This window comes from Sphingomonas sp. UYP23, from assembly GCF_054059235.1.
In genome coordinates, this window is the sequence record NZ_JBSSBX010000001.1 from 3,155,273 (window position 1) to 3,171,062 (window position 15,790).

The following is a 15,790-nucleotide window of genomic DNA, read 5'->3' on the forward strand; positions in this document are numbered from 1 at the left end:
CACCCTCTCCCGATGGGAGGGGGGATAAAACAGGAAATGCCCGCCGCGCACGAAGCGCGACGGGCATCCTTTCCTCCCCAGGAAACTCTCAAAGCCATTCGATCTGTGGCACTTTTTACAAGCTGCCGACCGGTCGTTGCGCCACTACGGGCGAAGGCCGGTCGCCGCCTAGCGAAATTCGACAGGAGGGTCGGTAAAGGCGTGACTAATCTAGATGTAATACAGCGTGATCTTGTAAAGATGTGACAGATAGGGTCATGCTGCGCCCGCGACTCCGGTGGAGCGCGTAGCAGATCCGAGGACGAGTCATGGCCGATCGCAAACTCTTCGCTGGCCACGCCATCCGCCGCTTGCGGCGTCAGGCCGGGTTGACCCAGGCGGCGATGGCGGAAGTTTTGACGATCTCGCCCAGCTATCTCAACCTCGTCGAAAAGAACCAGCGTCCGCTCTCGGGCTCGCTGATCGTCAAGCTTGCCGAGAGTTTCGACTTCGACCCGCGTGCGCTGGCTGCGGGTGAGCCGGGCGGGGGCGAGACCGCGCTGCGGCGGCGGCTTGCCGACCCGATGTTCGCCGATCTCGAGATCGACCGCAACGAGCTCGAGGAATGGCTCGCGGCGGCACCCGGCGGCGCCGAGGCCTTTGCCCGCGCCTTCGATCGGATCGGCGCCGGTGGAGCGGTGGCGCCCGGCGCGCTCGACTCGGTCGGCGAGGTGCGGCGCGAGATCGAGCGCTGGCGCGGCTATTTCTCCGACCTCGACACCATCGCCGAGAAGCTCGCCGACGAGCTGCGCCTCGGCGCCGGTGACCTGTACGGCGCGATCGCCGAGCGGCTGCGGGTCAAGCATCAGCTGACCATCCGCGTACTGCCGGTCGACGTCATGCCCGATCTGCTGCGGCGCACCGATCTGCATGCGCGCCAGGTCCAGGTGTCGGAAATGCTCGACCCCGCGTCGCGCACCTTCGCCGTTGCCTATCAGCTCGCCGAGATCGAGGCGCGCAGCGAGATTGACGGGTTGGTCAAGGGCGCAGGCTTCACCGATCGCGCCGCCGAGCGCCTCTATCGCCGCCACCTCGCGAGCTATTTCGCCGCGGCGGTGATGATGCCTTACGCGCGCTTCCTGCGGGCGTGCGAGGCGACCGGCTATGACATCGAATTGCTCCAGCGCCGCTTCGGCGCGGGGTTCGAGCAGGTCGCGCACCGCTTGACGACGTTGCAGCGCGTCGGCGCGCGCGGGCTGTCGTTCTTCCTCGTGCGACTCGACCGGGCAGGGCAGGCGTCGAAGCGCTTCTCGGGTGCGAGCGCGTCGCCTCTGGCGGAGGCCGATGGCCGGTGCCCGCTCTGGCAGATCCATGCCGCGTTCGATCGTCCGGGCAAGCTCGTCGCGCAGTTGGTCGAGCTCGAGGATGGCGCGCGCTGGTTCACGATCGGACGCACGGTCGCGCCGCAGGGACGGCGGTTCGGCGCGGTGACCGCCGAGTTCGTCGTCGGGCTGGGCGTCGCGGCGGAGCATGGCGGCGCACTGGCAATGGCGCGCGGCGTCGATCTCAAGGGCGAGGCGATGCCGATCGGTCTGGGATGTCGCGCCTGCGGGCGGGGCCATTGTCCGCAGCGCTCGCTCCCCCCGGCGGGACGCGCGCTGGTGTTCAACGAGCGTGAGCGCGGCGTCAGCGCCTTTACTTTCGGGGGGGATTGAGGGCAGACTTGGGTGTGCTTGGCGCTCGACCGCGCACGACCGGAGTGAGATCGATCAACACGCAGCCGACTGCCTGACCATCCCGCCGCGACATCGCGGCTTCTCAGCTCTGGGATTTTACCGTGAAACGATTGGAAGACAAACTGTGCGTCGTGACCGGCGCAGGGCGCGGCATCGGTGCGGCGATCGCGCGGGCGTTCGTTGCCGAAGGTGCGCGCGTGGTGGTGACCGACAAGGACGCGGAGAGTGCGCTGCGGCTAGGGGCGGATCTCGGCCAGAGCGCGGCGACGCTCGACGTCGCGGTCGAGCAAGACTGGGCCCGGTTCGCGGAGGCGTGGCCGGAGATCGACGTGCTCGTCAACAATGCCGGCATCACCGGGTTCGAGAAGGGCGCGGTGCCGCATGATCCCGAACATGCCACGCTGCACGACTGGCGCGCGGTCCACCGCGTCAACCTCGACGGGACCTTTCTCGGCTGTCGCTATGCGATCGCCGCGATGCGCGCCAAGCGGGCGGGGTCGATCATCAACATCTCGTCGCGATCGGGGATGATCGGGATCCCGGCGGCGGCGGCCTATGCGTCGTCGAAGGCCGCGGTGCGCAATCATAGCAAGACCGTTGCGCTTTATTGCGCGCAGCAGGGGCTAGCGATCCGCTGCAACGCGATCCACCCCGCGGCGATCCTGACGCCGATGTGGGAGCCGATGCTGGGCGATGGGTCCGATCGCGCGGCGCGCGAGGCGTTGCTTGTTGCCGACACTCCATTGCGACGCTTCGGCACGGTGGAGGAAGTCGCGGCGGTCGCGGTGCTGCTGGCAAGCGACGAGGCGCGCTACATGACGGGATCGGAGCTGACGATCGACGGCGGAATCCTCGCAGGGTCAGCTGCAAGTCCAACGCGCAGCGAAAATCAGGGGTGTCACAAATTTACATAGTGACATTCCGATCGCCGCGTGTTTGACATCGAGACCCCAGAGTTGGGCGGTCGTTGGCTGTCGCGAATGTAAATTCGTGTACTTATCCTGCTATTGCGACAGCGAGGGTGCCAGCATGACCTACCAGACCGACATCGCCCAGACCAAGAACCTGATCCAGCGCTACAACGGCACCTGGGACGGCATCGACGCCGAAAGCGTCGCGCGGATGCGGGTGCAGAACCGCTTCCAGAGCGGGCTCGACATCGCGCGCTACACCGCCGCGATCATGCGCAAGGACATGGCGGCGTATGACGCCGACCCTTCGGCCTACACCCAGTCGCTCGGCTGCTGGCACGGTTTCATCGGCCAGCAGAAGATGATCAGCATCAAGAAGCATTTCGGCTCGACCGAGCGCCGCTATCTCTACCTCTCGGGCTGGATGATCGCTGCGCTGCGCTCCGAATTCGGCCCGCTGCCCGACCAGTCGATGCACGAGAAGACGAGCGTTCCCGCGCTGATCGAGGAACTCTACACCTTCCTGCGCCAGGCCGATGCGCGCGAGCTCGGCATGATGTTCCGCGATCTCGATGCGGCGCGCGCAAGCGGCAACGCCATCGAGGAGCAGCGCCTGCTCAACGCGATCGACAATTATCAGACGCATGTCGTGCCGATCATCGCCGATATCGATGCGGGCTTCGGCAATGCCGAGGCGACCTATCTGCTCGCCAAGAAGATGATCGAGGCGGGCGCTTGCGCGCTGCAGATCGAGAATCAGGTCTCGGATGAAAAGCAGTGCGGCCATCAGGACGGCAAGGTCACGGTCCCGCACGAAGACTTCCTCGCGAAGGTCCGTGCGTGCCGCTATGCCTTTCTCGAGCTGGGGGTCGAGGACGGGATCATCGTCACGCGCACCGACTCGCTCGGCGCGGGGCTCACCAAGCAGATCGCGGTGTCGAAAGAGCCGGGCGATCTCGGCGACCAGTATAACAGCTACCTCGATTGCGAGGAGATCGACCCCGCCACCGCGCGCAACGGCGACGTCATCCTCAACCGCGACGGCAAGCTGCTGCGCCCCAAGCGGCTCGCCTCGAACCTGTTCCAGTTCCGCGCCGGCACCGGCGAGGACCGCTGCGTGATGGACTGCATCGCCAGCCTGCAGAACGGCGCCGACCTGTTGTGGATCGAGACCGAAAAGCCGCATATCGAGCAGATCGCGGGCATGGTCGATCGCGTGCGCGCGGTCATTCCCAACGCCAAGCTCGTCTACAACAATTCGCCCAGCTTCAACTGGACGCTCAATTTCCGCCAGCAGGTCTATGATGCCTGGGTGATCGAGGGACGCGATGTGTCGGCCTATGAGCGGGCGCGGCTGATGTCGGTCGACTATGATGGCACCGAGTTGGGCGACGAGGCCGATGAGCGGATCCGCACCTTCCAGAAGGACGCGGCGGCGCGCGCCGGGATCTTCCATCACCTGATCACGCTGCCGACCTATCACACCGCGGCGCTCTCGACCGACAATCTCGCCAGGGAGTATTTCGGCGACGCAGGGATGCTCGGCTATGTGAAGGGCGTCCAGCGCAAGGAAATCCGTGAGGGGATCGCTTGCGTGAAGCACCAGAACATGTCGGGCTCGGACATTGGCGACGACCACAAGGAGTATTTTGCGGGCGAGGCGGCCCTCAAGGCCGGCGGCGCGCACAATACGATGAACCAGTTCGCGGCCTGACGCCCAAGCCCGAGCAACTCTCGGGCGCGGGAAACGCGGCAGGCCCGGCCGGCGGGGCCTGCAGCCCCGTCCGACAACGCAGCTTCGCCGCGGCGGAGCCCGCAAACACCCTGAACCGGTTACACCATCCGGCCGATTCGGAACCAACAGCATCCATCGCGGCTTGTGCGGCGATGGATGCTGCGTTCCCGGCCTTTGCGCCTCGACTTGCCAGGGTGCGCGCACGGTGGCGGATCATTTTGACCTATTGGTGGCGGCACGGACGCTGGCCGCAGCTCGATGATCCGCGGACGTTCACCGAGCTGGTTCAGGCGCGCAAGTTGGCCGGCGCTGACTCCGCGATGGTGCGGATGGCGGACAAGCTCGTCGTAAAGCGGATCGTGGCTGAGCAGCTGGGCATCGACTGGATCATCCCGACGCTGTGGCACGGGACCGCGCTGCCCCCGGTGCCGGCATGGCCTGTGCCGTTCGTCGTCAAGGCGCGTCATGGCTGCAACCAGACGGCGTTCGTCTTCGACGACGGCGCCGACTGGGCTAACATCCGCCGGTGCGCAGCTGGCTGGATGCGGTCGGCCTACGGCTATTGGCTCGACGAGGATCTCTACGCCGGTATTCCGCGGGGGCTGATGGTCGAGCCGTTTGTGGGAACGCCGCCGGTGCTGCCGATCGACTATAAATTCTACGTGTTCGGTGGGCGCGTCCGCTACGTCCAGGTCCATCTCGGTCGCGGCGGACGGCATCGGTGGATCCTGTTCGACCGCCAGTGGCAGCGCGTGTCGTCGGCAACCGCTGATCCCGACCCGGCGCCGCCGGTCACGCTCCGCGAGATGATCATCGCCGCCGAGCGCCTCTCCGACGGCCGCGATTTCGTGCGGGTCGATCTCTACGAGATCGACGGGCGACCGCTGTTCGGCGAAATGACCTTCTATCCGGGCTCGGGGCTCGACCCGTTCAGCCCCGTCTCGCTCGACGCCGAGTTCGGCGCGCTCTGGCTGCGCGCCAGGCTCGCCTTGCTCGAGCCGTTCCGCGCGGTTGCCTGATGCCCGGGGGCCTCAGGCGCCCGCGACGGACAGTCGGTCGATCTGCTCCGCACTCAGCGCGAGATCCATCGCGCCAAGCAATTCCTCGACCTGCGCGACGCTAGTCGCGCTCGCTATCGGCGCGGTGATCGCGGGCTGTTCGGCCAGCCATTTGAGTGCGATCTGCGCCAGGCTCGCGCCGGTCTCCTCGGCGATCTGGTCCATCGCGGCGAGCACGGCCGGACCCGTGCCATCGAGAAACGCCTGCATCCGCCCGCCGCGCACGCTTTTCCCGAAATCGTCGGCGCTGCGATATTTGCCCGTCAGGAAGCCCGAAGCGAGGCCGTAATAGGGGACCACGCCGATATTGTGCTCGACGCAATAATCCTGAAGCTGACCCTCGAACTTGTGACGGCTGACAAGATTATATTCGGGCTGGAGTACGTGATAATGCGGCAGGTCGTGCGCCTTGGCGGCATCGTTTGCCGACTTCAGGCGTGCAGCATGGAAGTTCGACGCGCCGAGCGCGCGGATCTTGCCGGCCTCGATCAGCTTGCCGAACGCGGCGAGCACCTCTTCCTGCACGACGGCATCGTCGTCCTGATGCGCGAAATAGAGGTCGATAGTCTCGATCCCGAGCCGCCTGAGCGAGGCGTCGCACGCCGCCGCGATCCGCGCGGGTGCCAGCTTCTCGCCACCGTCGCCCGGCAGCATCCCGACCTTGGTCGCGATCTGCACCTGGTCGCGCTTGCCCGATTGCTTGAGCCACGCGCCGATCACGCGCTCGGACTCGCCGCCCTTATGCCCGGGGGCCCATGCCGAATAGGAGTCGGCGGTATCGATCATCGTTCCGCCACCAGCGACGAAGGCGTCGAGCACCGCGAAACTGGTCGCCTCATCTGCGGTCCAGCCGAAGACGTTGCCGCCCAGCACCAGGGGCGCGATGTGCAGGTCGGTGGCGCCCAGGCGGCGGAGGGTGGTCATTGCGGCTGGTCCTCGTTGCCGGGTACATCGTCGTCGACGATCACCGCGGCGTTGGTGTCGGAAGAATTGGCGTCGAGCGACGCGGCAGCCTCGTCAAGCGCCTGGTCCTCGCCCGGCGACGCGCCGGTCGAGGAGCTGCCGCCCGAACAGGCGGCGAGCAGCAGCAAGGGAAGGAGCAGCGCGCGCCGCTGAGACTCGACGCGCATCAGTCGCGGATGTCGTTGCCGAAATCGGAAATCGCGGCGCCGGCACGATCGGCTGCGCGGTCGGCCTTGTCAGAAAGCCGATCGGCCTTGTTGTCGAGCACGGCGCCGGCGTTGTCGAGCCGCGTTTCGGCAGCGCCGAGCGCGGCGTCGGTATCGTCGACCGCCTTGGCGCCGGTGGCATTGGCATCGGCCGCGACGCTGTTGGCGGCTTCGCTGATGTCGTTCTGCGCCTTCGGGCTGCACGCGGCGAGGCCGATTGCGGCGAGCACGGTGAGCGGCAGGAGAATGCGGGTCTTGATCATGGCGGGTCCTTGGCTCCCAGAAGTGGGTGCAACGCTAGAGGATGGGGTCGGGGGCTTCAACTCCGGCTGCGCCAGGTTGTTGCGCGTCGATCGCAGATTATGGACGTTCGAACCGCGTTGACCTCATATAAAGATATCTTTATATGAGGTCGCACAATGACCATTGCCCTGGATATCTTCCGCGCGCTCGCCGACGCGACGCGGCTGCGGATCGTCGCCTTGTTGCGCACGATGGAACTGTCGGTCGGCGAACTCGCGCAGGTCCTCGGGCAGAGTCAGCCGCGTGTCTCGCGTCATGTGAAGATCCTGTGCGACGCGGGCATTGCCGAGCGGCGCAAGGAAGGCAGCTGGGTGTTCGTCGCGCTCGGCAGCGGCGCGACGGTCGCGCCGGTGATCACCGCCCTCGATGCCTGGTCGGCGATCGAGCCCGATCATTGGGCGGTGGCGGACGCGGCGCGGCTGGCGGCGGTGCGTGCCGATCGCGCGGCGTCGGCGGCGAGCTGGTTCGAGTCCAATGCCGGGCAATGGGATGCGATCCGCTCGCTCCACATCGCTGAGAGCGAGGTCGAGGCGGCGATGTCGGCGGTGCTCGGCGATGCGCCGATCGGCCAGCTGATCGATATCGGAACCGGCACCGGGCGGATGCTCGAACTGTTCGGCGGGCGGGCAGGGCAGGCGCTCGGGATCGATCGCAGCTCTGAAATGCTCCGCCTTGCGCGCGCAAAACTGTCCGAGCGCGGGCTCGCCAATGCCGAGTTGCGCCAGGCCGATCTCTATGCGCTGCCGCTCGGCGACGACGCTGCGGACGTTGCGATCGTCCACCACGTGCTGCACTTCGCGCAGCAGCCCGGCGCGGCGATCGCCGAGGCGGCGCGCGTGTTGAAGCCCGGCGGGCGACTGCTGATCGCGGACTTCGCGGCGCATGATCGCGAGGACCTGCGCGCCAAGGATGCGCATACCCGCCTCGGGTTTGCCGACGACCAGATGGCGACGTGGTTTGCCGCGGCCGGGCTCGCCCCGGCCCGGATCGAGACGCTCGAGGGCGGCGAATTGACGGTGAAACTGTGGCTCGCTCGCAAGGTCGGGCAAAGCGTATCAAAGGTGAAGGCGGCATGACGGTTTCGGTAGCGCAGATGCAGGAAGCGCGGCTCGCTCTGGCGACGCCGCTGTTCGCGGACCTCGCGGGCGACGCGCGGGTGAGCTTCGAATTCTTTCCGCCCAAGACCGAAAAGATGGAAGAGACGCTGTGGGCGTCGGTCCAGACGCTCGCGCCGCTCGGCCCGCGCTTCGTTTCGGTGACCTACGGCGCGGGCGGCACGACGCGCGAGCGCACCCACGCAACGGTGGCGCGAATTGCGCGTGAGACCGACATTCCGGCGGCGGCGCATCTCACCTGCGTCGATGCGACGCGCGAGGAGATCGACGCGATCGCCGACGAATATTGGAAGGCCGGGGTCCGCCACATCGTCGCGCTGCGCGGGGATTCGCCGGTCGCGGGGCAAAAGTTCGTCTCGCCGGTGGGCGGTTACGAGAATGCCGCGGCGTTGGTCGCGGGGCTGCGCCGGCTGCACCCATTTGAGATTTCGGTCTCGGCTTACCCCGAATGCCATCCCGATTCGCAGAGCGAGGCGGCCGATCTCGACAATCTCAAGCGGAAGCTCGATGCCGGTGCGAGCCGCGCGATCACGCAGTTCTTCCATGAGGCGGAAACCTTCTTCCGCTTCCGCGACGCCGCCGCCAAGGCCGGGATCGACGCTGAGATCGTGCCCGGAATCATGCCGGTGATGAACTTCGGCGCGGTCCAGCGCATGTCGGCGATGTGCGGGACGGTGGTGCCGCCGTGGATGGGCACGCTGTTCGAGGGCCTCGACGATCGCCCAGCCGCGCGCCAGCTGGTGTCGGCGACGATCGCGGCCGAGCTGTGCCGGCGGCTGTATGCGGGCGGCGTGCGCGATTTTCATTTCTACACGCTCAACCGTGCCGAGTTGAGCTACGCGATCTGCCACCTGCTCGGCATTCGCGCGCAGCCGGCGCTGGTCGCGGCGCAAGCGGCGTAACAAATTCCCCTCCCGCTTGCGGGAGGGGCTAGGGGAGGGGCTGTCATAGGCGTCTCCCGCGACATTCCCTCCCCCAACCCCTCCCGCAAGCGGGAGGGGAGAAGGAATAAGATCATGACCACCCGCCAGACCTTCCTCGCCGAAGCCGCCAAGCGCATCCTCATCACCGACGGCGCGTTCGGCACCGAGATCCAGAACTGGAAGCTCTCCGAGGCCGATTATGCCGGCACGCTCGGCCTCGCCAAGGACCAGAAGGGCAACAACGACATCCTGGCGCTCACCAAGCCCGAGGTGCCCGAGGCGATCCACCGCGCCTATTTCGAAGCCGGCGCCGATATCGCCGAGACGAACACCTTCTCGGCCAACCGGATCAGCCAGGCCGATTACGCCGCCGAGCATCTCGTGGGCGAGATCAACGTCGAGAGCGCCAGGCTCGCGCGGCGGCTGGCGGACGAATTCCAGGCCAAGGACGGCCGCCCGCGCTTCGTCGCGGGCGCGGTCGGGCCGACCAACAAGACGCTGTCGCTTAGTCCGGACGTCAACGATCCGGGCTTCCGCGAGATCGACTTCGATTATCTGAAGGACGTCTATCGCGAGCAGGTCGATGCGCTGCTCGAAGGCGGGGCCGATTTCATCCTGATCGAGACGGTGTTCGATACGCTGAACGCCAAGGCTGGGATCATGGCGGTGCTCGAGGCCGCCGACGCGCTTGGCCGCGATGTCCCTATAATGTTGTCGATGACGCTGACCGATCTCTCCGGGCGGAATCTCTCCGGCCACACTGTCGAGGCGTTCTGGCATGCGGTGCGGCATGCCAAGCCGGTGACGATCGGGCTCAACTGCTCGTTCGGTGCCGAGCAGTTGCGCCCGCATGTGCGGACGCTGTCGGACATCTGCGACACGCTGATCATGGTCTATCCCAACGCGGGACTGCCCAACGAGCTCGGCGAATATGACGAGCAGCCGTCGACCACGGCGGGCTTGGTGCGTGAATGGGCGGCCAACGCGCAGGTCAACGTGCTCGGCGGCTGCTGTGGATCGACCCCGGCGCATATCGCGGCGATCGCCAAGGCGGTCGGCGGGCTGACCCCGCGCGCGCTGCCGGTGCCACCGGTGGTGACGCGGCTCGCCGGGCTGGAGCCGATGACCATGGCGGCGTGAATCTCCCTCTCCCCGCTTGCGGGGAGAGGGCAAGCGAGCGAAGCGAAGCGGGGGAGAGGGGCAGTAATCGGGGATAGCGCCCGGCACTCCGCTCTCCCTGACCCTCTCCCCGCAAGCGGGGGAAAGGGAGAAGGAAATCCAATGACCTCGAACTCCTCGACCAATTTCGTCAACATCGGCGAGCGCACCAACGTCACCGGATCGGCGCGCTTCAAGAAGCTCATCATGGCGGGCGATTACCCCGCCGCAGTCGAAGTCGCGCGCCAGCAGGTCGAGAGCGGCGCGCAGGTGCTCGACGTCAACATGGACGAGGGCCTGCTCGACGCCGAATATGCGATGACGACCTTCCTCAAGCTGATCGCCGCCGAGCCCGACATCGCGCGCATCCCCTTCATGGTCGACAGCTCGAAATGGTCGGTGATCGAGGCGGGGCTCAAGTGCGTCTCGGGCAAGCCGATCGTCAATTCGATCAGCATGAAGGAAGGCGAATATCAGTTCCTCGCCCAGGCGCGCAAGGTGATGAACTACGGGGCTGCCGTGGTGGTGATGGCGTTCGACACCGTCGGCCAGGCCGACACGCGCGCGCGGAAACTCGAGATCTGCGGTCGCGCGTATGATTTGCTGATGAGCATCGGCTTCCCGCCCGAGGACATCATCTTCGATCCCAACATCTTCGCGGTCGCGACGGGGATCGAGGAGCACAACAATTACGCGGTCGATTTCATCGAAGCGTGCCGCGACATCAAGGCGCGCTGCCCGCACGCGCATATCTCGGGTGGTCTCTCGAACCTGTCGTTCAGCTTCCGCGGCAATGAGCCGGTGCGGCGCGCGATGCACTCGGTGTTCCTCTATTATGCGATCCCCGCCGGCCTCGACATGGCGATCGTCAATGCGGGGCAGCTCGACATTTACGACGCGATCGACCCCAAGCTGCGCCAGGCATGCGAGGACGTCATCCTCAACGCCGACGACGGCGCGACCGAGCGGCTGATCGCGATGGCCGAGAGCTTCAAGGGCACCGATGCGGTGGCCGAGAAGGCCGCCGCCGAATGGCGCAGCCTCGATGTCGGCAAGCGGCTCGAATATGCGCTGGTCAAGGGCATCGACGCGCATGTCGTCGAGGATACCGAGGAATGCCGCCAGTTGTTCGCGCGCCCGATCGAAGTGATCGAGGGACCGCTGATGGACGGGATGAACGTCGTCGGCGACCTGTTCGGATCAGGCAAGATGTTCCTGCCGCAGGTGGTGAAGTCGGCGCGCGTGATGAAGAAGGCGGTGGCGCATCTGCTGCCCTTCATCGAGGCGGCCAAGGAGCCCGGCGCGCGCGGCAAGGGCAAGATCATCATGGCGACCGTCAAGGGCGACGTGCACGATATCGGCAAGAACATCGTCGGCGTCGTGCTCCAGTGCAACGGCTTCGACGTGGTCGATATGGGCGTGATGGTGCCGTGGTCGGACATCCTGAAATCGGCCAAGGAGAATGACGCCGACATGATCGGCTTGTCGGGGCTGATCACCCCGTCGCTCGACGAGATGGTCACCGTCGCTGAGGAGATGAAGCGGGCAGGGATGACAATGCCGCTGCTGATCGGTGGTGCGACGACCTCGAAGGTGCATACCGCGCTGCGCATCGCGCCGGCGTATGACGGCCCGGTCGTGCACGTGCTCGATGCGAGCCGCGCGGTTGGGGTCGCCTCGACCTTGGTCAGCGACACGATCCGCGACGATTTCGTCCAGAAGACCGCCGACGAATATGAAGCGGTGCGGATCGCGCGCGCCAATAAGGGGCAGAGCGAGCTCATCCCGATCGAGGCAGCACGCGCCAATGCGTTCCCGGCCGACATGGCGCTGAAGCCCGAAGCACCGAAGCAGCCGGGCGTGCATGTGTTCGAGGATTGGGACTTGGCCGATCTGCGCGAGTTGATCGACTGGACGCCGTTCTTCCGCGCATGGGAACTGGCGGGCAACTACCCGGCGATCCTGACCGATTCGGTTGTGGGGGAGAGCGCGACGTCGCTGTTCGCCGATGCGCAGAAGATGCTCGACCAGATCATCGCCGAGAAATGGCTGACCGCCAAGGGTGTGGCCGGCCTGTGGCCGTGCCACCGCGATGGCGACGACGTGTTCATCTATACCAGCCACGCCGACGCGCAGCGCAGCCCCGACGGTGCGAGCTTCCCGGCCGATCTCCACACCCCCAATCTCGATCGCACGCACGAGGCGAGCGTCCGCATGCCGTTCCTGCGCCAGCAGATCGCCAAGCGCGAGGGGCGCGCCAACATGTGTCTCGCCGATTTCATCGATTCCGAAAGCGATTGGATGGGCGGCTTCGCGGTCACTGCGGGCCACGGCATCGACGCGCACCTCGCGCGCTTCAAGGCCGACAATGACGACTATTCCGACATTCTGCTTAAAGCGCTCGCCGACCGCCTCGCCGAGGCCTTCGCCGAGCGTCTGCACCAGCATGTCCGCACCGAATTGTGGGGCTATGCCGAGGGCGAGCAGCTCACCAACGAGGCGCTGATCCGCGAGCAGTATCGTGGTATTCGCCCGGCACCGGGCTATCCGGCCTGCCCCGATCACAGCGAGAAGCCGATGCTGTTCGAGCTGCTCGGCGCGACGCAAGCGACCGGTATAACGCTGACCGAGAGCTTTGCGATGCTGCCGACCGCGGCGGTCTCGGGCTTCTACTTCGGCCATCCACAGGCGGAGTATTTCGGCGTGGCACGCGTCGGCCCCGACCAGCTCGAGGAATATGCGACGCGGCGCGGGGTCGATCTGGCGACCGCGACCCGCTGGTTGCGTCCCAATCTGGACTGAGGCGCGTGAAGGGTTAACCCTCAATTAGCCTTCTCACCGGGCCTTTGCGCGGGCATCGTCGCGCGCAAAGGAGCCAGCCTCATGCGTCGCATTCTACCCCTGCTCGCCATCGCGATCGCCGCCCCCGCCGCCGCGCAGCAGCGCGCGCCCTTCACGATCGAGGGGACGGGCCAGGGCTTCCAGACGATCGACGAGGCGGTCCAGTCGATCCGCATGGGCACCGCGACGATCCTGATCGCGCCCGGCATCTATCACCAGTGCACGATCCAGTCGGGCGGGCACATTACCTTCAAGGCGGTGACGCCGGGCACCGCGATCTTCGAGGGCACCGCGTGCGAGGACAAGGCGGCGTTCGTGCTGCGCGGGCAGAGCTCGGTGGTCGACGGCATCGTCTTCCGCAAGATCGCGGTCGGCGACGGCAACGGTGCCGGGATCCGCAGCGAAGTCGGCGACCTCGTCGTGCGCAACTCGATGTTCCTCGACAATCAAGAGGGTATTCTGGGTGGCCAGCCTAATGGCCAGAAGATCACGATCGACCATTCGACCTTCGCCGGGCTCGGCCAGTGCGACATCACGCCGAGCTGCTCGCACAGCATCTATCTCGCCAATCTCGGATCGGTGACCGTCACCAATTCGCGCTTCGAACGCGGCACCGGCGGGCATTACGTCAAGCTGCGCACGCCGCACGTGACGATCACCGACAACAGCTTCGACGACACCAGGGGCAGCAAGACCAACTACATGATCGACCTGTCGCAAGGCGCGACCGGGCTGATCGCGCGCAACACCTTCGTGCAGGGTGCGCACAAGGAAAACCATAGCGGGCTGATCGTCGTATCGGCCGAGGCGAAGACGTATAGCGCGTCTGGTTTGCGGATCGAGGACAACGACGCGAGCCTGGCGCCGGGTGCGCCCACCAATCCGGCGTTCATCGCCAATATGAGCGGGGATCAACTTGCGATCGGCGCGAACCGGCTTGGGGCTGGGATTCGGTCGTACGAGGTGCGGTAAAACTCCCTCTCCCATAGGGAGAGGGAAGGGGCCCGCTCGGCGGAGCCGAGTGGGAAGGGTGAGGGCGGCACACCTTACCAGCGTGTGCTTCCCTCACCCGACCTCGCTACGCTCGGCCACCAGCATCGGGTAAACAGCGCCCCGCGCTGTTTAGGTCATGCCGGGGGCATGACCGACCCGATGCTCCCAAAGGGAGAGGGATTTCAGCGACACGGCGCTCCGCCGGCATTCAAATCCAGGCACCGTCCATCCATCTTCGGCGCCGTGAGCGGCAGCGCGATCTGGTGCGCGAGCGTCGGCGCGATATCGACCGTTTCGACGCCGGCGGCATGTTCGAACCCCGTCATCCCCTTGCCCCAGAACAGGATCGGCACGCGGCGATCGTAATCGTACGGGCTGCCATGCGTCGCGACATAGCCGCCCGTCGCGCTCGGGATCGGCGTCACGCGCGGCTTGAGGAACACGACGAAGTCGCCCGAGCGCCCGGTCAGGAACGACGCCCGCGCACGCTCGAGCATGGTCCACTTTTCGGGCGGTCCCTTGGGGCTCGGCGTCGCGCGGATCTGCGCCGCGGTGAACACCTCGGCTACCTGCGGCGCGGCCTTGTAATAGGCGATTGCCGCGGCCTCGACCGCCTTGTGCTGCGCGCTCGTCAGGTCCTTGGCGATGTAGACGTCGCCATTGGGGATGTCGCCGAACAGCACCGGCTTGGCGATGCCGAGCTTGCCCGCGATCTCCTTCCCCGCAACCGCAGGGGCCAGCATCAGCTTCGCGCGCTGGGCCGCAGGCAGCCCGGCATCGACCTCGCGCTCGGGAAGGTCGTTGCCGCCGTGATCGGCGGTGAGCACGACCTCATAATCGACGCCCGTCGAATCGAGCACCTGGAAGAACGAACCCAGCGTTGCATCGAGTTGCTGCAGCTGGATGCACATCTCGGCGCCCTCCGTGCCATAAGTATGCCCGATATAATCGGTTGCCGAGGCGCCGACGTCGATGATGTCGGTGGTCGGCCCTTGGCCGAGCTTCATGTCCTGCACGAGCCCTGCTGCGAGCGCGACGATCGCGCCGTCGAACGCGGGCGAGGCGCGGAAACCCGAGGCGCTGCCGCCGGCACGCTCGAAATGCCCCGCGCCGACGGTCTTGCCGCCACCGAGCTCAACCGCGCGGTCGTGCGGCTTGCAAACTTCGGGCACGTCGAGCGCGGCTTGTGGCGCGGCGATCCTGGCGGCGGTAGCGGCGTTGGCGCGCGCGACGACGGCGGGGGTGGCGCGGCCGGCATAGCTGACGAACGCCTTGCCGTTCCACCACCAGAGCTCGTCGACGTTATGCCCGCCCATCATCACCGCGGCGCGATCCTTGCCCGCGACCGAGACCACGCGGATCGCCGGATTGGCCGCCTTCATCCGCTCGCCGAGCGTGGGGACGAGCAGATGCTTGTCGGACACGGTGTACTGGCCGTCATGCGTCGTGCCGGGGACGGTCTCGTCCTCGGCGCAATAGACCACCTTGTCGGCCCGCGCGACGCCGAGGTCGGTCCAGTTGTTGGCGATGATTCCGGTATGCTCGGGGCGGAAGCCGGTCAGGATCGTCGAATGGCCGGGGCAGGTTTCGGTCGCGGCATGGCTCTGATAGCCGCTTGGGAAGACACCGCCCTGCTGCAGCCGCGCGAAACCGCCGGTGAAGGACTTGCGATATTCGGCGAACAGGTCGGCGGAGAATTGATCGACCGAGATGACGACGATCAGCTTGGGCGCGCTGGCGGGCGGGGTGAACGGTGCGGCTTGCTGGGCTGACAGCGGGGTCGACAGCAGCGCGAGCGCCATCGCCAAGAGGGAAGCCTGTCGTTTCATCGGTGATCTCCGCGCCATATACTTGACCCCGCGCGAGCTA

Annotated in this window: 13 protein-coding genes; 9 read left to right on the top strand and 4 right to left on the bottom strand. The window is 66.3% G+C overall.

From position 1 onward, the window contains the following. Positions 1-308 precede the first annotated feature (308 nt). The 4 genes from ACVWYO_RS15600 to ACVWYO_RS15615 all read left to right on the top strand — a co-directional run bounded on the left by ACVWYO_RS15600 (position 309) and on the right by ACVWYO_RS15615 (position 5,380). Positions 309-1,694, top strand: coding sequence for a helix-turn-helix domain-containing protein (locus ACVWYO_RS15600; protein WP_457352300.1), 1,386 nt, complete (start codon positions 309-311; stop codon positions 1,692-1,694). A gap of 122 nt (positions 1,695-1,816) precedes the next feature. After that, complete coding sequence (locus tag ACVWYO_RS15605) at positions 1,817-2,629, top strand: SDR family NAD(P)-dependent oxidoreductase (protein WP_457352302.1); 813 nt, start codon at positions 1,817-1,819, stop codon at positions 2,627-2,629. A gap of 115 nt (positions 2,630-2,744) precedes the next feature. Further along, positions 2,745-4,340 (top strand): isocitrate lyase, encoded by a 1,596-nt coding sequence (locus ACVWYO_RS15610; RefSeq protein ID WP_457352304.1) that lies wholly within the window; start codon positions 2,745-2,747, stop codon positions 4,338-4,340. Between the two features lie 173 nt (positions 4,341-4,513). Then, positions 4,514-5,380 carry an ATP-grasp fold amidoligase family protein gene (locus tag ACVWYO_RS15615; protein ID WP_457352306.1) on the top strand — a complete coding sequence of 289 codons (867 nt, stop codon included), beginning with the start codon at positions 4,514-4,516 and terminating at the stop codon, positions 5,378-5,380. 12 nt (positions 5,381-5,392) lie between these two features. On the opposite strand, the gene ACVWYO_RS15620 is transcribed toward ACVWYO_RS15615, so the two are convergent. Genes ACVWYO_RS15620 through ACVWYO_RS15630 form a run of 3 tightly spaced genes read right to left on the bottom strand, consistent with a single transcriptional unit; the run spans position 5,393 to position 6,851 of the window. Next, positions 5,393-6,343 (bottom strand): aldo/keto reductase, encoded by a 951-nt coding sequence (locus ACVWYO_RS15620; RefSeq protein WP_457352308.1) that lies wholly within the window; start codon positions 6,341-6,343, stop codon positions 5,393-5,395. Next, positions 6,340-6,549 carry a hypothetical protein gene (locus tag ACVWYO_RS15625; RefSeq protein WP_457352310.1) on the bottom strand — a complete coding sequence of 70 codons (210 nt, stop codon included), beginning with the start codon at positions 6,547-6,549 and terminating at the stop codon, positions 6,340-6,342. The genes ACVWYO_RS15620 and ACVWYO_RS15625 overlap by 4 nt, the downstream gene beginning before the upstream one ends. Then, the gene (locus ACVWYO_RS15630) at positions 6,549-6,851 is read right to left on the bottom strand and encodes a hypothetical protein (protein WP_457352311.1); all 303 of its coding nucleotides are present in this window, start codon (positions 6,849-6,851) and stop codon (positions 6,549-6,551) included. The genes ACVWYO_RS15625 and ACVWYO_RS15630 overlap by 1 nt, the downstream gene beginning before the upstream one ends. Positions 6,852-7,007: 156 nt before the next feature. Between ACVWYO_RS15630 and ACVWYO_RS15635 the strand changes: the two genes are divergently transcribed. The 5 genes from ACVWYO_RS15635 to ACVWYO_RS15655 all read left to right on the top strand — a co-directional run bounded on the left by ACVWYO_RS15635 (position 7,008) and on the right by ACVWYO_RS15655 (position 13,900). Continuing rightward, positions 7,008-7,967, top strand: coding sequence for an ArsR/SmtB family transcription factor (locus ACVWYO_RS15635; RefSeq protein ID WP_457352313.1), 960 nt, complete (start codon positions 7,008-7,010; stop codon positions 7,965-7,967). Beyond that, positions 7,964-8,908 (top strand): methylenetetrahydrofolate reductase [NAD(P)H], encoded by a 945-nt coding sequence (gene metF, locus ACVWYO_RS15640; protein ID WP_457352315.1) that lies wholly within the window; start codon positions 7,964-7,966, stop codon positions 8,906-8,908. Before ACVWYO_RS15635 ends, metF begins: the two co-directional genes overlap by 4 nt. A 114-nt stretch (positions 8,909-9,022) precedes the next feature. Beyond that, positions 9,023-10,069: a homocysteine S-methyltransferase family protein gene (locus tag ACVWYO_RS15645; RefSeq protein ID WP_457352317.1), complete on the top strand. Its 1,047-nt coding sequence runs from the start codon at positions 9,023-9,025 to the stop codon at positions 10,067-10,069. Positions 10,070-10,210: 141 nt separating this feature from the next. Beyond that, on the top strand, positions 10,211-12,889 hold the full coding sequence (gene metH / locus ACVWYO_RS15650) for a methionine synthase (RefSeq protein ID WP_457352319.1): 2,679 nt from the start codon (positions 10,211-10,213) through the stop codon (positions 12,887-12,889). Positions 12,890-12,970: 81 nt separating this feature from the next. Next, positions 12,971-13,900, top strand: a complete 930-nt coding sequence (locus ACVWYO_RS15655; protein WP_457352320.1) for a right-handed parallel beta-helix repeat-containing protein — start codon at positions 12,971-12,973, stop codon at positions 13,898-13,900. A gap of 203 nt (positions 13,901-14,103) precedes the next feature. On the opposite strand, the gene ACVWYO_RS15660 is transcribed toward ACVWYO_RS15655, so the two are convergent. Then, positions 14,104-15,750, bottom strand: coding sequence for an alkaline phosphatase family protein (locus ACVWYO_RS15660; protein ID WP_457352322.1), 1,647 nt, complete (start codon positions 15,748-15,750; stop codon positions 14,104-14,106). Positions 15,751-15,790: the final 40 nt, after the last annotated feature.

Excerpts from the sequence above, each read along its gene's own strand:
- ACVWYO_RS15600 (WP_457352300.1), top strand. The coding sequence starts at position 309 with ATGGCCGATCGCAAACTCTTCGCTGGCCACGCCATCCGCCGCTTGCGG.
- ACVWYO_RS15610 (WP_457352304.1), top strand. The coding sequence starts at position 2,745 with ATGACCTACCAGACCGACATCGCCCAGACCAAGAACCTGATCCAGCGC.
- ACVWYO_RS15615 (WP_457352306.1), top strand. The coding sequence starts at position 4,514 with ATGGATGCTGCGTTCCCGGCCTTTGCGCCTCGACTTGCCAGGGTGCGC.
- ACVWYO_RS15620 (WP_457352308.1), bottom strand. The coding sequence starts at position 6,343 with ATGACCACCCTCCGCCGCCTGGGCGCCACCGACCTGCACATCGCGCCC.
- ACVWYO_RS15625 (WP_457352310.1), bottom strand. The coding sequence starts at position 6,549 with ATGCGCGTCGAGTCTCAGCGGCGCGCGCTGCTCCTTCCCTTGCTGCTG.
- ACVWYO_RS15630 (WP_457352311.1), bottom strand. The coding sequence starts at position 6,851 with ATGATCAAGACCCGCATTCTCCTGCCGCTCACCGTGCTCGCCGCAATC.
- ACVWYO_RS15635 (WP_457352313.1), top strand. The coding sequence starts at position 7,008 with ATGACCATTGCCCTGGATATCTTCCGCGCGCTCGCCGACGCGACGCGG.
- metF (WP_457352315.1), top strand. The coding sequence starts at position 7,964 with ATGACGGTTTCGGTAGCGCAGATGCAGGAAGCGCGGCTCGCTCTGGCG.
- ACVWYO_RS15645 (WP_457352317.1), top strand. The coding sequence starts at position 9,023 with ATGACCACCCGCCAGACCTTCCTCGCCGAAGCCGCCAAGCGCATCCTC.
- metH (WP_457352319.1), top strand. The coding sequence starts at position 10,211 with ATGACCTCGAACTCCTCGACCAATTTCGTCAACATCGGCGAGCGCACC.
- ACVWYO_RS15655 (WP_457352320.1), top strand. The coding sequence starts at position 12,971 with ATGCGTCGCATTCTACCCCTGCTCGCCATCGCGATCGCCGCCCCCGCC.
- ACVWYO_RS15660 (WP_457352322.1), bottom strand. The coding sequence starts at position 15,750 with ATGAAACGACAGGCTTCCCTCTTGGCGATGGCGCTCGCGCTGCTGTCG.